This window comes from Myxococcus xanthus (genome assembly GCF_006402735.1).
Lineage (GTDB): Bacteria > Myxococcota > Myxococcia > Myxococcales > Myxococcaceae > Myxococcus > Myxococcus xanthus_A.
Genome location: NZ_CP017174.1, coordinates 8,361,478 through 8,379,943, shown reverse-complemented (window position 1 = coordinate 8,379,943; position 18,466 = coordinate 8,361,478). Strand labels below are relative to the sequence as shown.

Genomic DNA, 18,466 nt, shown 5'->3' with positions numbered 1-18,466 from the left:
ACCCAGGTCCGACACCCGGAAGGAACGCCAGGCGCGTGCGAGCCGTCAGTCGCCTGCCTGCTCGAAGAGCGCGGACACCGTGCCGGACGGGTCCTCGATGAGGCAGAAGCGGCCCGAGGGGCCGGCGCCACGAATCTTCCCGCGCACGCGGCCGCCCATCGCGGTGACGCGCTCCAGGCTGTGCTCCAGGTTCGCCACGATGATGTAGAGGATCCAGCCGGTGGGCTGGTCCTCGTTCGGCCCCCGCGCGTGGCAGATGCCGCCGACGGGCGTCTCGCCGCCGCCCGGGGGCATCATGACGAAGTCCTCGTAGCCGCCCATGTCCAGGCCGGTGGCGGACCAGCCCGCCACGTCCTTGTAGAAGTCCCTCACCGCCACGGCGTCCTTCACCGTGAGGTCCATCCAACCCACGCTCCCTACCGCTGGCTTCTTCATGTCCGTGCTCCTGTCCTTCGAAATGCCCGTGGCGCGCTAGCCCAGTGACTTCAGGGACTCCGGCACCTGCCAGTTCGGCTTGAGGCGGGAGATGACCTTGGCCAGGTTCTCCTTGTCCTGGGCCTTCTCCAGCGCGGCTTCGGGCGTAATCACGTCGTCCTTCACCAGCCGCTCCAGGTGCATGTCCAGCGTCTGCATTCCCTGGCCCTGGCCCGCCTGCATCTTCGAGGCAATCTGGAACACCTTGCCCTCGCGAATCATGGAGGCGATGGCGGGCCCGCCCACCAGGATTTCCAGCGCGGCCACGCGGCCCTTGCCGTCCGCTGTCTTGATGAGCTGCTGCGCGACGATGCCCGCCAGGCTCTCCGCCAGCATGCCGCGCACCTGCTGCTGCTCGTCCGCGGGGAAGGCGTTGATGATGCGGTCGATGGTGGCCGGCGCGCTGTTGGTGTGCACCGTGGCGAACACCAACACGCCGAAGCTCGCCAGTTGGAGCGCCAGCTTCATCGTCTCGTTGGTGCGAAGCTCGCCAATGAGGATGACGTTGGGGTCCTCGCGGCCCGCGGAACGGATGGCGGTGGCGAAGCTGGACGCATGCGGGCCCACTTCCCGGTGCGTCACCTGCGCCCGCATGGACTCGTGCACGAACTCCACCGGGTCCTCGATGGTGAGCACGTGCGCGGGCCGCGTCTTGTTGATGTAGTTGATCATCGCGGCCAGCGTGGTGGACTTGCCGCTGCCCGTGGGGCCGGTGACGAGCACCAGCCCGCTGCGGCGCTCCGACAGCTTGCGCACCACCTCCGGCGTCTTCAGGTCCTCCAGCGACAGCACCTTGCTGGGAATGGTGCGGAAGACGGCCGCCAGGCCCGTCATCTTGTTGAAGTAGTTGGCGCGGAAGCGGGCCTTCGTCCCGTAGCTGTAGGCGAAGTCCAGGTCCAGGTCCTCGACAATCTGCCGCTGCTGCTCCGGTGAGCAGATTTCGAAGAGCAGCGCCTGCATCTCCGGCGCGGTGAGGGGCTGCTCGCGCAGCGGCACCAGCTCGCCGCGGATGCGGCCCATGGGCGGGTAGCCGACGCCCAGGTGCAGGTCGCTGCCCTTCTGCTCCAGCAGCGCATCGAACAGGACAGCCAGACGGGGCGTTGTCATCTCAGGAGCCCTTCCTTCCCATCAGCGAGCCCATCTTGCTGAGCAGCCTCGCGCTCTCCTGCTGCGTCTCCGGCGCGGCCACGGTGGCGCCGGACCGCTTGCCCGTCACCACCGCCTCCAGCTCGTCCGGGTTGTCCGCGAAGCCCTTGGCGACGTCCAGCTTCACCTTCCCAGCGCGCACCAGGTCCGCCAGCGAGTCCTCGAAGCGGATGATGCCCAGGCTCTTGCCGCGCTGCTGGAGCGACGGAATCTGGAACGTCTTGTTGTCGCGGATGAGGTTGCCCAGCGACACCGAGCCCGGCAGCACCTCCGCCGCGGCCACCAGCCCCTTGCCGTCCGCGCCCGCCATCAGCCGCTGGCTGACGATGAGCCGCAGGCCGCTGGACAGCGACAGGCGCACCTGCTGCTGGTCTCCCGGAGGGAAGAGGTCGATGAGCCGGTCGATGGTCTTCGCCGCGCTCGGCGTGTTCATGGTGCTGATGAGCAGGTGGCCTGTTTCGGCGGCGGACAGCGCCATGCGCACCGTCTCCGTGTCGCGCAGCTCGCCCACCACGATGACGTCCGGGTCTTCACGCAGGCTGCCCTTGAGCGCGCTGGCGAACGTCTTGGTGTGCGAGCCCACCTCGCGCTGGCTGATGAGCGCGCGCTTGCGCGGGTGGACGAACTCCACCGGGTCCTCCACGGTGAGCACGTGGTGGGACGTCTCGCGGTTGATGAGGTCCACGAGCGCCGCCAGCGTGCTCGTCTTTCCGTGGCCGGACGGGCCGGTGATGACGATGAGGCCCTGGTGGTGGTGCGTGGCCTTGGCGATGTCCGCGGGCAGGCCCAGCGACTCCAGCGTGGGCACTTCCCGCGCAATCAGGCGGAAGGTGCCCTTGAGGCCGGTGCGCTGCCGGCTGACGTTGACCCGGAAGCGCCCCATCTCCGGCGTCTCCAGGGAGAAGTCACAGCTGCCCTCGCGCTCCAGCACCGGCCGCAGCCGCTCCGGCACCACCGGCAGCAGCAGCTTCTCCACCGTCGTCGCGTCCAGCACCGGGCCCTGCGCCGCCAGCTCGCCCGCGAAGCGGAAGAGGGGCGGGCGCTCCGCGATGATGTGCACGTCGCTGGCCAGGCCCCGGCGGCCTTCCTCCAGCAGCACGGCCAGCTCGCGCCCCGCGCCCGTGAAGGTCCGGGCCGGCGCGGCCATGGGACGGGCCGCCGCGGGCTCGGGCGCACGGGCTGCCTGGGCCACGGCGGGCTCGGGCGTGCGGTAGGCCGGAGCAGGGGCGGACTCGGGCGTCCGGTAGGGCGGTGCCGCGGCCTGCACGGGCGCTGGAGCGGCGGGACGCGCGGCGGGCTCGGGCTGCGTGGGAGCAGGTGCCGCGGGACGCGCGGTGGCGGCGGCGGCCTGGGCGGCGGCCCCCGCGTCGGCGGCCCGGCTGAGGCGCAGGTGGATGAGGTCCCCTCGCCGCATGGCGGCGATGGACAGCGAGCCCAGGCCGGTGGCATTGACAGACCACTGGACCGGCGTCTCCGTGACGGTGGAGGCCCGGGCCACGCCCACCATGGCCTGCAGGGCGCGAGTGATGTCCTCGGCCGTGGCGGCGGTGGGGTCCACCGGCTCATAGCCATTGGCGCCGCGGATCATCGGTGGACGTCCGGTGGCCAGGGTCAACTCGGTGACACCCGGACGCGACAGGTGCCGCAACAGTTCTGCGAGCGATTTCATGCGGGATGTCGGCTCAGCCGCGACGGCGCGCGGGCGCGGGGGAACCGCAGGATAGACGACATCGCGCGGAATTCGGCCACCCCTTGTCCCAGGACTGCCCGCCTGCTTCCGGACAGATGGAAATCGTCCGTGCCTGACGGAGACTGTCACCTGGAAGGCGGGGGAGGGCGCTCCGGGACCCACCAGGGGCCCGCTCGGAGCAGCGGACGGGAGGAGGGCCTCCCGCCCGGAGGCAATACGTCCTGCGGCCTAGAGCTCGCGGGACATCAGGAGGCGAAGCTTCCCGGACTTCTTGGAGACCACCGTGGCCACCGTGGTGAAGCCTTCCTTGCGGTAGAAGCTCACCGCGGGCGAGTTGGACGGGTCCACCCGCAGGGCGATGGTCTTCCGGTACATGTCCCGGGCCGCCTTGAGCGCCTGCTCCAGCAGGATGTTGCCCAGGCCCTTGCGGCGCAGCTCGGGTTTCACCACGATGTTGCGCAGGTACGCCGCGCCCGGAACCGGGCCGTCCCGCTCCACCGTGACATAGCCGACAAGCTGGCTTTGCAGCTTCGCCACATGGATGAAGGGCTTGAGCTGCGTCAGGGCCTTGAGGCTCTCCTCCAGCGTCTCACCCCGGGTCTTCCAGGGCTCGGAGCTGGCGCGCAGGTCCGCCACCGCCGTCATGTCTTCGTCGGTGGGCAGGCCGAACTTCACCGCCGCCATCAGGTCGTTGGGGAGGCCAGCCACATCCAGGACCGGTGCTGGGGCCACCTCCACGCCTGCGTCCACCTGCTTCATCGTCATCGCCTTGCTCCTCCGTCGAGTTGCGATCCTAACCGCTCCGGCGGCACCGGTGCACGCAGTGATTCCGCGCACATTGTCCCATGAAGTGAGGAGAGGCCCTCCTCTCCTTGGTGAGGAGCCGGATTTCGTCGAACCGGCCATGCGTTCAGCCCATTCCGAGGATGAGCATCGCTTCCACGCCTGGCACCCTGCCGGCCTTCCGTGCCGAGCCGCTTCCCACTATAAAAACCCGCAGTCAGGCGCGAAGGCGTCAAACTCCTCCGCTCGACCGTCAGCCAGAGCCCCACCTTGCAACTCAACCACGCCCAGCGAGAGCTGACGCTCAAGATCGTCTACTACGGGCCCGGCCTCAGCGGGAAGACGACCAATCTGCGTCATCTCCACGCGAAAGCGTCCCCGGAGGTGCGAGGGCGGTTGCTGACCGTGGAGACCCACGACGACCGCACGCTCTTCTTCGACCTGCTGCCCGTCTTCTTCTCCACGTCCTCCGGCTTCAAGGTGAAGGTGAAGCTCTTCACCGTGCCAGGCCAGGTCATCCACAACGCCACCCGGCGCATCGTCCTGCAGGGCGCGGACGCGGTGGTCTTCATCGCGGACAGCCGGCGCGGCGCCACGGCGGACAACAACGCCTACTGGCGCAACCTCCAGGAGAACATGAAGGAGAACAACCTGGACCCCAGCCAGGTCCCGGTGGTCATCCAGTTCAACAAGAAGGACCTGCCGGACGCGCGGACGGACGCCGAAATCGAGGAGTCGCGCCGGCGTGGCGGCGAGGCGGTGGTGGGCGCGGTGGCGCTGCGGGGCGAAGGCGTGCTGGAGACCTTCCACGCGGTGGCGCAGGCAGCCTACCGGCGGCTCGACATGCGCGCCCATCTGGCGCGCAACCTGGGCCTGACGGAGGCGGAGTTCCTGGGGCAGATCTTCCGGCGCATGGACCTCACGGGCACGGCGTTGGCCTCCATGTACGGGCGCGCGGCGGATGAATCGCGCAGCGGAGACGGGCGATGAACGGCGCGTCGGGCAACGGGGCGTCGGACGGCGTGGGCGCCTCGCGCCGTGAGTCAGTGCTCCAGCGGAGGCTGTCGCTGGCGGACATGCTGGACCTGCCCTCCTTCGTGGAGGTGGTGCGGAGCTTCAGCGAGCTGTACCGCGTGGGCATCAAGGTGATGGACACCGCGGGCGGCAAGCTGGCCGACGTGAAGGTGGGCCACGGCGACTTCTGCTCGTACGTGTTCGGCTTCCCGGAGGGCCGCTCGCGCTGCACCGCCACGGTGGCCCGCGTGAAGGACGGACCGGTGGCTCCGGTGCAGGGCGCCCGGCCCGCGCGTGGTGATGGCGCGGAGGCGGCGGACATCATCGCGCTGCCGTGCTTCACCGGCCTGCGCTACCTGGTGATGCCGGTGTGCTGGGATGGCGACACGCTGGGCCGCGTCATCCTGGGCCCCTTCACGCCGGAGGAGCTGGCGGACTTCCCGCCGTCGCTGACGGACATCTCCGGGGTGGACCTGTCACGCGCGCACGAACTGGTGGGCCGCGTGCGGCGCGTGCCCGAGCGCACCGCGGCGCAGGTGCTGGTGCACTTCGGGCAGGTGCTGGCCGCGCTGGTGGCCAGCGGGCAGCGCGCCTTCCTGGCGACGCAGCTCCACATCGAGGCGATGCTGGAGACGCACCGGGATTTGGAGGCCAACAACGCCCGGCTGGCGCAGGCCAACACCCGCCTGAAGGAACTGGACCGGCTGAAGTCCACCTTCCTGGGCACGGTGAGCCACGAGCTGCGCACGCCGCTGGCTTCCATCATCGGCTACTCGGAGATGCTGGCTGAGGGCCTGGCCGGCGCGCTCAACCCGGAGCAGCTGCTCTACGTGCGCACCATCGTGGAGAAGGGCGAGTCGCTGCTCAACCTCATCTCCTCCATCCTGGACCTGAGCCAGATTGAAGCCGGACGGCTGCGCCTGGTGATGGGCCCGGTGGACCTGGGCAGCGTCATCCAGACGGCGGTGTCCAGCGTGGCGCCCCAGGCGCAGCGCAAGGGCGTGGAGCTGGAGGTGCGCTTGCCGCCGCTGCCCCAGCCGCGCCTGGCCGCGGACGCGGACAAGCTGCGCCAGGTGGTGGTGAACCTGCTCGCCAACGCGGTGAAATTCACCTCGTCCGGGGGCCGGGTGTCGGTGGTGTTGTCGGAGGCCACCGCGCAGAATGAGCTGGCCGCGCCGGGCTACCGCTTGAGCGTGGAAGACACCGGCATGGGCATCCGCGAGGACCAGTTCGAGAACATCTTCCAGAGCTTCTACCAGGTGGACGGCAGCTCCACGCGCGAGCACGGCGGCGCGGGGCTGGGACTGGCCATCGTGAAGAGCCTGGTGGAAGGCCACGGCGGCCGCGTGTCCGTGGAGAGCGAGTTCGGCCGGGGCTCTCGCTTCACCGTGGTGCTGCCGCTCCAGCCGCCGCTGTCGGAGCACGGCGGCTTCTCCGCGCTGGCGCCCACGCCGTCGCCCAGCGGACACGACCGCTTCTGATGCGACCTGACGCACCGGGGGACTGAACTGAGTTCCCCGGCCGGAAGGGCTCCCGCGTATCCTCGCGCGCATGCTCTCCGGACGCCCCCCCGCAGCCTCCTACGTACTCATCGACGCAGAGAACATCGACTGGGCTGTGTCCAACGTGGTGGGACGCAAGCCCGAGTCCCAGGACCGCGTCCAGTTCGACCGGCTCGTGTCCTTCTGTGAGACGAACTTCCCGGCGCCCGTGCGCTGCGTGGTGGTGCTCAACGCCCGCGGAGAGCAGCTGCCGGACGTCATGATTGGCTTCGTGCGCGCGCTCAAGTCCGCCGGCTGCGATGTGGCCCTGCTCTACGGCCGCCCCGACCAGAAGGTGGTGGACCTGGGCATCCTGAAGCTGCTGGAGAACATCCGCACCCAGCGCCCTGGCGCGGCGGTGGTGCTCGCCAGCCATGACGGCGCGGACTTCGCGGACGCGCTCAAGCCCATGCTGGAGGAGAAGCGCCAGGTGGCCGTGCTCGGCCTGCGTGAATACGTCAGCCAGCGCTTCCGGGAACTCGTCCCCTCCGGGCTCAAGATTCTGGATTTGGAGTTGAACGCCAAGGTGTTCAACCGGCCCCTGCCGCGCATGCTCCCTGTCAACGTGGACGAGTTCGACCCGGGTCTGTTCTTGTAGCAAAGGCAGTCACATGACTCGCCTGGGCTGTGGTGATTCTTGTCACAGCCCGGTGCGTTCTGAGAGTGCGGTAAACATGGCATGAAGCTTGAATCGGCATTTCCTGATTTCAGGGATACCCCCTGGGTCATCAGGAGTTTTTCATGCGTTCGTCTCGTCGCGTTGGAACTGCCCTCTGGGCCGCCGTCTTCTCGCTCGCACTTCCGCTCAGCCAGGCTCACGCCGCCGACGACTGCGTGGAGTTCCAGGGGCTCCAGCACTGTGGCCTTGGCGCGGCCAAGGTGAGCGGCTCGGAGAAGGGCGTTCGCATCGACAGCCAGGAGAAGGAGCCGTCCGTCAAGAACGGCGTCGCCATCTACATGCCGCCCGCGGCGGCCTGGACGGCGGAGACCGTGTCGGACGGCGCGCAGCGCAACTTCTTCACCGCCTACGCCGAGGAGGTGCCGGTCAGCACCTCCTCCGTCAACGCGTCGCGGGAGTCCACCTCGTACTCCGCGACGTTCACCGGCTCTGGTGACGCGACCACCTACTCCGTGCTCGCGTACTACAACGGCCGGCTCCAGGCCGCCGTGGGTGGCATCCGCAGCGGTGACACGGGCGCCGTGGGCATCATGGTCCCCAACCCGGGCTGGACGCCGAACTGCCGCCCGCGCAACCAGACGTATGCCCAGTGTGAGGCGTCCTGCTACGCGAACGGGTACTCCAACTGCAACTACTGCAACACGGTGTGCCGCATGACCGTGGGCTTCGCTAACGCTCAGCTCCACAGCGCCTGCTTGTGGCAGCACACCGTCGCGGAGCCGGGGGTCCGGCTGCCGAACGGCCAGACGGTTCGGGCCGACCAGATCGTGATGCAGGAGGAGATCACGGGCCCGTCCAACTACCCGTACCTCAACTTCAACCGCATCGACGTGCAGACCACCGCGCGTTCGACGGTCATCACCGGCGAGTCCATCATCCCCGCCGGCAAGTAGTCGCCGCGTCGTTCCGGCCTGGAGCGGGCGCAGGGGGGAAGCCCGCTCCGGGCTGTTGTCATTCCAGTTCCAAGCCCCCTCTCCGAAGAGCGTCCCATGAAGGCATCGTGGTGGTTGACGGCCCTGCTGCTCACGGCGGGAGCTCCCAGGCAGGAGGACGCAACGGCGCCAGGCGTGGCCGCCTTGGAGGTGCCCGGGCGCCCGGACGACGCGGTCCTGGCGGGGGGCAGCACCACGGTGTTCGACGCCTCGCACAATGCCTTTGGCCGAGCGCTGGGGAACCTGGCGCCCACGCGCTGGTTCCAGATGCGCGAAGGCAAGCTGCTGTTCATGCGGGACTGGGCCGCCCATGAAGAAGGGCTGGCGGGCCCGCTGACGAACGCCGCCGGGTGTGGTGCGTGTCACTTCAAGGACGGGCGGGGCCGCCCGCTGCCCGACGTGGGCCCGGAGGCGCCGCTGCTCGTCCGGCTGAGCGTGCCCGCGAAGGATGCGCCCGCGGGGCACCACGAGCCCGTCTACGGCGTGCAGCTCAATGACCGTGGCACCGCGGGCGTCCCCGCCGAGGGCACGGTCCAGGTCACCTATACGGACGTGAAGGGGAAGTACGCGGACGGGACGCCGTACACGCTGCGCCAGCCGCGCTACCGCATCACCCAACTGGGCTATGGGAAGCTGGCTCCCGAGGTGATGCTCTCGCCGCGCATCCCCTCCCAGCTCTTCGGGTTGGGGCTGCTGGCGGCCATTCCGGATGAAGCCATCCTCGCCCTTGCGGATACGGAAGACCGTGATGGGGATGGCATCTCCGGCCGTCCGAACCGGGTGGTCAGTGTCCACTCCGGCAAGGCGGAGCTGGGCCGCTTCGGATGGAAGGCCAACCAGCCCACGCTGGAGCAACAGGTCGCCAGCGCCTTCTCCGAGGACCTGGGGCTGACGTCACCGCTCTACCCGGAGAGCAACTGCACGGCGAAGCAGGAAGGTTGCCTGTCGCGGGTGGCCGCCAAGGGGCCCGCGTTGTCGCGCCACGTCCTGGAGCGGACGGCGCTGTACCTGAGGCTCATCGGCGTGCCCGCGCGGCGCGACGTGTTGGAGCCCGCCGTGATGAAGGGACAGGTTCTCTTCCAGCAGGCGGGCTGTGCGGCGTGCCACCAGCGGGAGTTCACCACGGGCACGGTCGACGACGTCCCGGAGCTGTCTCACCAACGCATCCGTCCGTACACGGACCTGCTGCTGCATGACATGGGACCGGAGCTGGCGGACGGCCGCCCTGATGGTGAGGCGAGCGGCACCGAGTGGAGAACGCCGCCGCTGTGGGGCCTGGGCCTGCTGGAGACGGTGAACCGTCAGGTGCGGATGCTCCATGACGGCCGCGCGCGCAGCTTCGAGGAGGCCATCCTCTGGCACGGCGGCGAAGGCGCCCGTGCCCGTGAGCGCTTCAAGTCCTTGAACAAGGCGGAGCGCGAGGCGCTGGTGGCCTTCCTGCGCTCGCTCTGACGGCGAGCGCGGGGGCGTCGCCGTCAATTGTTGGCAATGGCGGTGCGGAGGCTGTCCAGGATGTAGTACCGGAGCTCCTCGCTCGTCATCTCAGGCGTCTCCTTCAACTTCTTCTCGGCGAACTTCTTCCATTCGTGCAGCTCGTTGGGAGTCGGCTCGCTCGACGGCTGAGAGGGCCCGGCACCGTTGATGTGCATGAGCCAGCCGTAGGCCGCCCGGATGTGGTCTTCGATGCGATTGCTGGCGGGAGCGTCCGTCCCCATCTTCTCGCTGCGCATCGCGTCCTGGATGGCGTACTTGAGCTCCTCCGGGGAGATGTCCTTGTTCTCCTTCTTCTTCTCGTTGGCGAAGGCGCGCCAGCGCCGCATCTCCTCGGGCGTGGCGTCGCGCTCCTGCCCCTCGTAGCAGAAGGCCACCCACTTGACGGCGTCCTGGATGAACTTGTCGATGTGGGTGCTGCCCGTGCTGTCCATGCCCGTCGCCTTCACGCGGATGGCGTCCTGGATGGCGAACTTGAGCGCCTCGGGCGTGATGTCCGGGTTCTCCTTCTGGTGCTTCCGGGCGAAGTCGCGCCAGTGCGCCAGCTCCTCGGTGGTGGGTTTGCGCTCCTGGCCCTCGTAGCACTGGGTGACCCACTTGACGCCGTCCTCGATGAACTTGTCGATGTTCAGCGGCGTCGCCTCACCGGTCCCCGTCATCTTCGCGCGCATGGCGTCGGTGATGGCGTACTTGAGGTGCTCGGGCGAGATTTCCGGGTCCTTCTTCAACTGCTCCTGGGCGAAGGCGCGCCACTCCTTCAGCTCCGTGGGCGTGGCCTCGCGCTCCTTGTCCTCGTAGCACTGGGTGACCCACTTGACGGCGTCCTGGATGAACTTGTCGATGTTCTCCGGCGTCACCGCGTCTGTCCCCAGGACCTTCGCCCGGACGGCGTCGATGATGGCGTACTTGAGCTCCTCCGGCGTCGTCTTCGGATTCTTGCTCATCAGGTCGGCGGCGAAGGCGCGCCAGTGTTGCATGTCCGCCTCCGTGGGAGGGGGCGCCTTGTCGTCGTAGCACTGGCTGACCCACGCGAGGGCCTCGGAGATGAACCTGTCGGTGTTCGCCGGCGAATGGGCGTCCAGCCCGTCCCGCTCCAAGCGCAGCTTGTCTTGGATGGCGTAGCGGACCTCCTCGGCGGTGATTTCGGGGTTCTTGTTGCGGAGCTCCCGCGCGAAGTCCAACCACTTGGAGCGCTCGGGACCGCTCGGCCAGCGGTCTCCCTTGAAGACCTCTCGGAAAGCCATGTCAACGCAGGCCGCCAGGCGCTCATCCCTGAGCGGGCCCAGGGCGGAGGGGAGAATCTCCTTGCCGAAGGGGGGCTGCGGGGTACCCGAGGTCCCCGGGGCCTGGGCGGCGAAGGTGCTCGCGGGAGCCGCTTTCGTCACGCTCTGCGTTGGAAGCACGGAGCCGAGCAGGTCCACCCACTGCTGGGTGCTGACGTCCTTTTTGCCCGTGGGGCTCGTCTGGGTTTTGGACGTGGAAACGAAAGGCAGCCGCTCGCCAATCTTCGACATGAAATCCCCCAGGAGATGGAAACCCAATCCTTATGTTGTCTTGGATTGGTGGGAAAATGATGCGTCTGCCCAAAGTGCCAAAAAGTGTCGTTGCCCTGACACGCCGTCTGGTCTTACGTGTGCGTCCATGTCTGGTGAGTTCGATTTCATCCGCCGGTTCCTTGCGCACTTCCCGGCCGCGCGTGTGCCCGTGGGGCCCGGGGACGACTGCGCGGTGTTGCCCCCCTCACGTGGCGCGCAGTGCGTCACCACGGACGCGGTGGTGGAGGACGTGCACTTCACGCGCGCCGCGTTCTCCCCCGCGGACATCGGCCACAAGGCGCTGGCGGTGAACCTGTCGGACCTGGCGTCCATGGGGGCCACGCCGCGCTGGTTCGTCTGCGCGCTCGCGCTGCCGAAGGACTATCCCCTGCGGGAGCTCACGGGCCTGGCGCGAGGCATGGCCGCGCTGGCCGCCGCGCACCGGATTGCGCTGGTGGGTGGCAACTTCACCTCCGCGCGCGAGCTGTCCGTCACCATCACCGCCGCGGGCGAGCTGTCACGCGCGCCCCTCACCCGCGCGGGGGCCCGGCCCGGGGACCTCCTCTATGTCTCCGGCACGCTGGGCGATGCGCGCCTGGGCCTGGAGCACCTTCGTGCGGGGCTGCGCCGGGGCGCCGCCGTGCGCCGTCAGCGCCGCCCCGAGCCTCGCGTGGCGCTGGGCCTGCTCGCCGCGCGCCATGCATCTGCCGCGCTGGATGTTTCCGACGGACTTGCACAGGACCTGGGTCATCTCTGCACCGCCTCGGGCGTGCGCGCGGAGCTGGAGGTGGAGCGGCTGCCGCTGTCGGCGGCGGTGCGCAAGGCCCTGGGGCCCGAAGGGGCGCTGGCGGGGGGCGAGGACTACGAGCTGCTTCTGGCCGTTCCCCCGGGACGCAGCCGGGCATTCGAGCGCGCGTGCGCTACAGGAGGGCACGCCATCACCCTCATCGGCCACTTCACAGAGGGGCGCGGGTGGGTGGGCCGGGACAGGACAGGCCGCGTTCTCCCACCGCCAGAGGGGTTCGATCACTTCCGACCTCGGGCGATGGATTGACCCTGCGGAGCAGCAAGGCTAAACCCGAGACGCTTCTCATCCCCCGAAAGCAACCCGTGCGCCGTCCCCTCCGCGACGACACAGTCCCCGGACACACTCCCCGCCGCGAGCCCCTGCAGCGACTGCTGCGCGCCGTGGACGGACCTCGCGCGACCCGCGAGGTCTCCCTTCACCGGAAGATTCTCAACGGCTACGTCTTGATGGGGCTGGCGCTGACGGGGTGGATGTACGCGTCGGACGGCCTCATCAGCTTCGTCTTCCCTTCACTCAGCGCCGGGGGGAAGGACGCCGTGCGCATTGGCGTCGCCATCATCATCACCGGGGCCGCCGCCGCGCTGCTGCCTTCGTGGCTCGCGCGCGTCACCCGCGTGAAGGTGCTCAGCCGCTCCGCGTACGAAATCTCGCAGGGCGACCTGTCCAAGCCGGTGGCCGCCGAGGGCGGCAGCAAGCGCGACGAGATTGACGAGCTGACGGGCGCCATCACCCGCATGCAGGAGAACCTGCGCGAGCTGGTGGGCAAGATTCAAGAGACGGCCAAGAGCGTGGCCGACACGGCCATCGACCTCCAGCGCTCGGCGGAGAACGTCAACGGCTCCACCGAGGAGGTGGGCTCGTCGATGGAGAAGATTGCTGGCGGCGCCGAGTCCCAGTCGCAGCTGGTGTCGAAGGCGTCCAAGGTCATCACCGAGATGGCCGGTAGCATCCAGCGCACCACGGCGAGCGCCGAGGACGCGGCGCGGACGACGGCGGAGACGAGCAGCGCGGCCGAGGACGGCTCCAAGGCGGCGCGGCTGGCCGGCGACAAGGTGAAGAAGGTCTTCAACCGCATCGAGTCCGCCAGCCAGCAGGTGTTCGCCTTCGGCGAGAAGACGCAGGAAATCTCGAAGATCGTCGACGCGATTACGCAGGTGGCGCAGCAGACGAACCTGCTGGCGCTCAACGCGACCATCGAGGCGGCGCGCGCGGGTGAGTACGGCCGCGGCTTCGCGGTGGTGGCCGATGAAGTGCGCAAGCTGGCCGAGAGCGCGGGCCGCTCCGCCGAGCAGATCTCCAAGCTGGCGCGCGACATCTCCGGGCAGTCCACCTCCGTCGTGAGCGCCATGAAGGAAGGCATCGCGGAGCTGGCCGAGGGCCGCGAGGACCTGACCAACATCGTGCGCTCCATGGGCGCCATCACCGACACCATCCGCAAGGGCTCCGAGAAGGTGCACCTCATCTCCGATAGCGCCCGCGAGCAGCTCAAGGGCAGCGAGGAGATGGTGAAGGCCATCGAGGAGATCAAGCTGGTGGCGCGCAACAACGCGTCCTCCACCGAGGCCATCCAGGCCGTCATCCAGGAGCAGACCGCCGCCGTGTCCCGCATGACGTCGCTGGCCAGTGAGCTGACCAACCTCTCCGTCGAGCTGCAGAGCGTCGTGCGCAGCTTCCGCCTGGGCTCATGAGCCAGACGCCCTCGGACAACGTCGACGCGAAGCTGAAGGCCGCGGAGGACCATCTGCGCGAGGTGATGCTCGCGCTCCCCGAGGTCACCGAGGAGTTCCCCTGGGGCCACCGCACGGCCAAGGTGAAGGGGAAGATGTTCGCCATCCTCGTGCTGGACAACGACGGGCTGGGTGTCACCACCAAGCTCCCGGAGTCCAACGAGGCCGCGCTCACGCTGCCCTTCACCGCGCCCACCGGCTACGGCCTGGGCAAGAGCGGCTGGGTGTCCTCCCGCTTCAAGCCGGGCAGCGAGGTCCCCATCGGGCTACTGGCCCAGTGGATTCACGAGAGCTTCCGCGCCGTGGCGCCGCAGAAGGTGCTCAAGGCGCTGATGGCTCCGGGCGCGGCGCAGGCTCCGAAGGCGAAGTCCTCGACGCGTGCCAAGAAGCCCGCGGCGGCGAAGCGGGCCGTGGCGGTGAAGCCGGCGGTTGCCGGAAAGAAGCCCGCACCGGGCAAGGCGGCGGCGGGTGGGAAGAAATCCGTGGCGAAGCGGGCCTCGGCGCGCGAAGGTTCCGCCGTGCGGGCCGGCGCGAAGCAGACGTCCACGGCGAAGCGGGGCGCGGCGGGTTCGTCCCGGTCGAAGCGGTAGCGAGTCGGGCCGGTCATTCCAGAGCGGATAGAACGTTACTCCTGTGCGGCACGTCATCTTCCGGGTGGAGAAGGAGCGTTACGGACTGCCGCTCTCGGCGGTCCGGGAGGTCGTCGTGCCTCCCGAGCGCTTCACCCGCGTGCCGCGTGCGCCATTGGCCATTACAGGCGTAATGAATCTGCGCGGCAGGGTCGTGACAGTGGTAGAGCTGCGGCAGCTTCTGAGTCTTCCCGAGGGTCCTACCCCGCCCGGACGGGTGGTTCTACTGGACCGTGGGCGGAGAGACCTGGGACTGTTGGTAACAGACGTAGACGGCATCGAAGCGGTGGAGCGGGTGAGCACGGCGCCAGGAAAGATGACGCCTGCCATCCGGGGCGTCGCCAGGCTGGGTGGCCTGGGAGTGACGGTCCTGGACCCAGAAGGGTTGGACGCCGCGGTGGTTGCCTTGTTCACCCATTCCAAGTGAGTAGCCCCCTGGAAAGCGCGGATGCTAGTGTCCGCGCTCCTCTAGGTGATTCGGAGGCGGAGTTCTTCACATGGCTAAGCGGGTCCTGGTCGTCGACGATGCCATCTTCATGCGCAACATGATCAAGGACATCTTTGCGTCTGGGGGGTTCGAGGTCGTCGGTGAGGCGGCCAACGGCCTGGAGGCCGTGGAGAAGTACAAGGAGCTCAAGCCCGACCTCACGACGATGGACATCGTCATGCCCTTCAAGAGCGGCATCGAGGCCACGCGAGAGATCATCAAGGCAGACAGCAGCGCGGTGGTCATCATGTGCTCCGCGCTCGGGCAGGAGAGCCTGGTGATGGAGGCCATCGAGGCGGGCGCCTCGGACTTCATCGTCAAGCCGTTCCGGGCCGAGGACGTGCTGGCCGTGGTGAAGAAGGTCCTGGGCGAGACGTGAGCGGCTGCGCCCTGGCGCGGGCTGTCCACCTTTCCTGACACGAGGCCGGGTCCATGACGATGGACATGTCCCGCTACCTCGGGCTCTTCATCTCCGAGGCGACCGACCACCTGGAGGCGCTCGGGCGTGACCTCGTGGAGCTCGAGCGCGAGGGCTCGTCCAGCGCGGTGGATTCGATGTTCCGCCATGCCCACTCGGTCAAGGGCATGGCGTCGTCCATGGGCTTCGAGCCCATCGCCATCGTGGCGCACCGCGTGGAGGACCTCGTGGACGCCGTCCGTCAGGACCGCGGCCGCCTGGACCGCGACCTGGTGGACCTGTTGCTTACCGCCGCCGACACCATGCTCGCGCAGGTGCGCGCGGTGGCGGAGGGCAAGCAGCCGGATGATTCCGCGGCGCTCCTGACGCAGCTCAGCCAGCGTGTCACCACCATGACGGGCCACGCCCCGGCCGCCACGCGCGTCGCGAAGGTGACAGCGCTGAAGCCGGAGGGCGGCGGTTCGGATGGCACGGGCTCGGATGGCCCCGGCGGAGGCTCGGGGCCTGGCTCGGATGGCTCGGGCCCGGCGGGCGGAGCTGGCGGAGGCTCGGGCAGTACGGGAGGAGCTGGCGGCTCAAGCACCGGTGGCGGCACGAGCGGCGCAGCAGGAAGTGGCTCGGGCCCCACAGGCGTCGGTGCCAGCCCTGGCTCGACGCACGGTGGCGGAGCTGCTGGCAGCGGCACCCGGAGCAGCGTCGACGGAGGCGCGGGTGGCAGCGCCAGCCCAGGCGTAGCCAGCGGCACCGGTGTTGACGGTGCGGGGACCGGCTCGGTGGGGACCTCCGGCCCGGCCAGTCCCAATCTGATGAACGGCGGGCCCGGTACCTCCGCCACCTCCAGCGCGCCGAATGGAGCGCACGGCACCAGCGCCCCATTGGCCCCGAACGGAGCCACCGGAGGCGTGGTGGTCCCGCTGTCCGCGCGCCGGGCCTCGGACGCGCCCGTCACCGACGCCGGAACCGCGGCCCCAACGCCCGACCTGGCCAACTCCCTGAAGGCCGCGGCCAGCGCGCCGCTCCCGGACACGCTGGCCCAGCGCTGGGCGGTGCGGCTGCGCATCGCGCCCACCTGTCAGGTGCCCGGCGTGCGCGCCTTCCTCGTCCACAAGCGCCTCACCAACCTGGGCACGCTGGTGGACCTCCGGCCCGCGCTGGAGGAGCTGAAAGCCGGCCGCATTCCAGACGGCAACATCCAACTGGAGCTGGAGACCCCGGCGGGAGAAGCGGGCATCCACGCGGCGCTGAAGAACGTGGCCGAGGTGGAGGTCATCTCGGTGAAGCCCGCGGTGGCCGCGCCCGTGGTGCAGCCCACCCTGGTGCCTGTCCCCGACGGCGCCCGCGCGCCCGCGGACACGGCGTCGCGCACGGTGCGCGTGCGCACGGAGCTCCTCGACTACTTCCTCGACACCGTGGGTGAGCTGATGCTCGCCACGGCCCGCCTGCGCGAGGTGGGCAAGGTGCTGCCGGAGAACACGCGCCCCGCGCTGGAAGAGGGCGTCTACCGGCTGCACACGTTGGTGAAGGACCTGCACGACAAGGTGATGACGGCGCGCATGACGCCGCTGTCCCTCATCACCGACCGGCTGCCCCGGGCGGCGCGAGACATCGCCCGCCGCAAGGAGCGCGAGGTCGACCTGGTCATCACCGGCGCGGAAATCGAACTCGACCGGGCCATCCTCGAGGAGCTGTCGGACCCGCTGCTCCACCTGCTGCGCAACTGCATCGACCACGGCCTGGAGGCGCCCGAGGAGCGCGCCGCCGCGAAGAAGGGCCCACGAGGCCGGGTGCTGGTGGCGGTGAAGCGCGCCAGGGACCGCGTCATCATCGAGTTGGAGGACGACGGCCGCGGCATGGACCCCGCGAAGCTGAAGAACGCGGCCGTGTCGCGGGGCCTGCTCTCGGCGGAGGCCGCGGCGCGCATGACGGACCGCGAGGCCTTCATGCTGTCGTGCCTTCCGGGCGTCTCCACCGCCAAGGACATCACCGACATCTCCGGCCGCGGCGTGGGCATGGACGCGGTGAAGCGCGTGGTGGAGAACGTCGGCGGCACGCTCGAAATCGACAGCGAGCGAGGCCGGGGCACCCGCTTCACCCTGCGCCTTCCACTGACGGTCGCGGTGGTGCACCTGCTGCTGGTGGAGGTGGGCGAGGAGGTCTTCGGCCTGCCCATCGCCAAGGTGGTGGGTGCGACGGAGGCGGACGGGGAGTCTCTGAGCCGCAGCCGTGAGACGGCCCTGCTGCCCCATGGTAATTCGCTGCTGCCGGTCCACTCGTTGGACGCGCTGGTGGGTGTTCCTGCCCCGCGAAGGCTGGGAACCCGGCCTTTCGTGGTGATGGACGGGGATTCCGGCCGGGTGGCCCTGGCGGTGGACCGCCTGTTGGGACAGGAGGAAGTGGTGCTCAAGCCGCTGTCGCGGCCCCTGGACTTGCTGCCCGGCCTGTCCGGCGTCACCATTCTGGGAAGTGGGCGTCCAGTGTTCATCCTGGACGTGCCGAGGTTACTGTCCGCGTGAGCCAGCCCCTGCACAGCGACGCGCAACTCGACGCCCTGCGCGAGGTGGCCAACATTGGTTGTGGCCACGCGGCCAATGCGCTCTCCCGGTTGATGGGGGGACGCAAGGTGGACCTCTCCATCCCCCGCGTGCTGCTGACTGGCCCCTCCGACGCCGCCGAGCTTCTGGGCGGAGCCGCGCCGGTGGTATCGGGGTGGCTCGGCATCCAGGGCGGGCTGCGGGGTGCCCTGTTGCTGGTGCTGCCCCAGCAGGACGGAGCCGCGCTGGAAGCGCTGCTCCTGGAGGGACAGCCCGCGATTCATCAGGCCGAACGGGACAGCGTGGTGGCGGAGACGGCGAACATCGTCGCCAGCGCCTGCCTGTCCGCCATGGGCCGGCTGACGGGCTGGAAGTTGGTGCCCACGGTGCCCACGGTGCGGCGAGGCCGCGCGCAGGACGTGGTGTCCGACGCGGTGGGGCAGGTGGAGGGCGACGCCAGCAGCGTGGTGGTGCTGGAGGCCCGCTTCCTCGCGACCGCGGCGCCGCCGGTGGGTGGACAGCTGCTGTTGGTGCTGGCGCGGGACAGCATCCGCGACCTGTTGGCGCGGCTGGGCGTGTAG

At 69.3% G+C, this 18,466-nt stretch carries 17 protein-coding genes; 12 read left to right on the top strand and 5 right to left on the bottom strand.

Features of this window, described 5'->3' with window-relative positions; all coding sequences use genetic code 11:
• Nucleotides 1-45: 45 nt before the first annotated feature.
• The 4 genes from BHS09_RS34490 to BHS09_RS34475 form a co-directional block, all read right to left on the bottom strand.
• Nucleotides 46-435 (bottom strand): VOC family protein, encoded by a 390-nt coding sequence (locus tag BHS09_RS34490; RefSeq protein ID WP_140795612.1) that lies wholly within the window; start codon nt 433-435, stop codon nt 46-48.
• A gap of 36 nt (nt 436-471) precedes the next feature.
• Entirely contained in the window at nt 472-1,581 is a 1,110-nt protein-coding gene (locus tag BHS09_RS34485; protein ID WP_140795611.1) for a type IV pilus twitching motility protein PilT, read from the bottom strand.
• A 1-nt stretch (nt 1,582) separates the two neighbouring features.
• The gene (locus tag BHS09_RS34480) at nt 1,583-3,289 is read right to left on the bottom strand and encodes a type IV pilus twitching motility protein PilT (RefSeq protein ID WP_140795610.1); all 1,707 of its coding nucleotides are present in this window, start codon (nt 3,287-3,289) and stop codon (nt 1,583-1,585) included.
• 249 nt (nt 3,290-3,538) lie between these two features.
• On the bottom strand, nt 3,539-4,075 hold the full coding sequence (locus BHS09_RS34475) for a GNAT family N-acetyltransferase (protein WP_140795609.1): 537 nt from the start codon (nt 4,073-4,075) through the stop codon (nt 3,539-3,541).
• Between the two features lie 288 nt (nt 4,076-4,363).
• Between BHS09_RS34475 and BHS09_RS34470 the strand changes: the two genes are divergently transcribed.
• The 5 genes from BHS09_RS34470 to BHS09_RS34450 all read left to right on the top strand — a co-directional run bounded on the left by BHS09_RS34470 (nt 4,364) and on the right by BHS09_RS34450 (nt 9,711).
• Nucleotides 4,364-5,083: a GTP-binding protein gene (locus BHS09_RS34470; protein WP_140795608.1), complete on the top strand. Its 720-nt coding sequence runs from the start codon at nt 4,364-4,366 to the stop codon at nt 5,081-5,083.
• A complete protein-coding gene (locus tag BHS09_RS34465) occupies nt 5,080-6,588 on the top strand; it encodes an ATP-binding protein (protein ID WP_140800171.1) in 1,509 nt (502 codons plus the stop codon). Before BHS09_RS34470 ends, BHS09_RS34465 begins: the two co-directional genes overlap by 4 nt.
• Before the next feature lie 70 nt (nt 6,589-6,658).
• Complete coding sequence (locus BHS09_RS34460) at nt 6,659-7,246, top strand: NYN domain-containing protein (RefSeq protein WP_140795606.1); 588 nt, start codon at nt 6,659-6,661, stop codon at nt 7,244-7,246.
• A gap of 143 nt (nt 7,247-7,389) precedes the next feature.
• A complete protein-coding gene (locus tag BHS09_RS34455) occupies nt 7,390-8,220 on the top strand; it encodes a hypothetical protein (RefSeq protein ID WP_140800170.1) in 831 nt (276 codons plus the stop codon).
• 96 nt (nt 8,221-8,316) lie between these two features.
• Complete coding sequence (locus BHS09_RS34450; RefSeq protein ID WP_140800169.1) at nt 8,317-9,711, top strand: di-heme oxidoreductase family protein; 1,395 nt, start codon at nt 8,317-8,319, stop codon at nt 9,709-9,711.
• Between the two features lie 23 nt (nt 9,712-9,734).
• Here BHS09_RS34450 and BHS09_RS34445 read toward each other — a convergent pair whose 3' ends face one another.
• Entirely contained in the window at nt 9,735-11,264 is a 1,530-nt protein-coding gene (locus BHS09_RS34445; RefSeq protein ID WP_140800168.1) for a hypothetical protein, read from the bottom strand.
• 127 nt (nt 11,265-11,391) lie between these two features.
• Between BHS09_RS34445 and thiL the strand changes: the two genes are divergently transcribed.
• The 7 genes from thiL (at nt 11,392) to BHS09_RS34410 (ending at nt 18,466) form a co-directional block, all read left to right on the top strand.
• Nucleotides 11,392-12,339, top strand: coding sequence for a thiamine-phosphate kinase (thiL, locus tag BHS09_RS34440; protein ID WP_140800167.1), 948 nt, complete (start codon nt 11,392-11,394; stop codon nt 12,337-12,339).
• A gap of 56 nt (nt 12,340-12,395) precedes the next feature.
• The gene (locus BHS09_RS34435; RefSeq protein ID WP_140795601.1) at nt 12,396-13,781 is read left to right on the top strand and encodes a methyl-accepting chemotaxis protein; all 1,386 of its coding nucleotides are present in this window, start codon (nt 12,396-12,398) and stop codon (nt 13,779-13,781) included.
• Entirely contained in the window at nt 13,778-14,410 is a 633-nt protein-coding gene (locus BHS09_RS34430) for an MmcQ/YjbR family DNA-binding protein (protein ID WP_140800166.1), read from the top strand. The genes BHS09_RS34435 and BHS09_RS34430 overlap by 4 nt, the downstream gene beginning before the upstream one ends.
• Nucleotides 14,411-14,453: 43 nt before the next feature.
• Nucleotides 14,454-14,876 (top strand): chemotaxis protein CheW, encoded by a 423-nt coding sequence (locus BHS09_RS34425; protein WP_011556619.1) that lies wholly within the window; start codon nt 14,454-14,456, stop codon nt 14,874-14,876.
• Between the two features lie 70 nt (nt 14,877-14,946).
• A complete protein-coding gene (locus BHS09_RS34420; RefSeq protein ID WP_011556618.1) occupies nt 14,947-15,315 on the top strand; it encodes a response regulator in 369 nt (122 codons plus the stop codon).
• 53 nt (nt 15,316-15,368) lie between these two features.
• A complete protein-coding gene (locus tag BHS09_RS34415) occupies nt 15,369-17,867 on the top strand; it encodes a chemotaxis protein CheA (protein ID WP_140800165.1) in 2,499 nt (832 codons plus the stop codon).
• Nucleotides 17,864-18,466, top strand: coding sequence for a chemotaxis protein CheC (locus tag BHS09_RS34410; protein ID WP_140795598.1), 603 nt, complete (start codon nt 17,864-17,866; stop codon nt 18,464-18,466). The genes BHS09_RS34415 and BHS09_RS34410 overlap by 4 nt, the downstream gene beginning before the upstream one ends.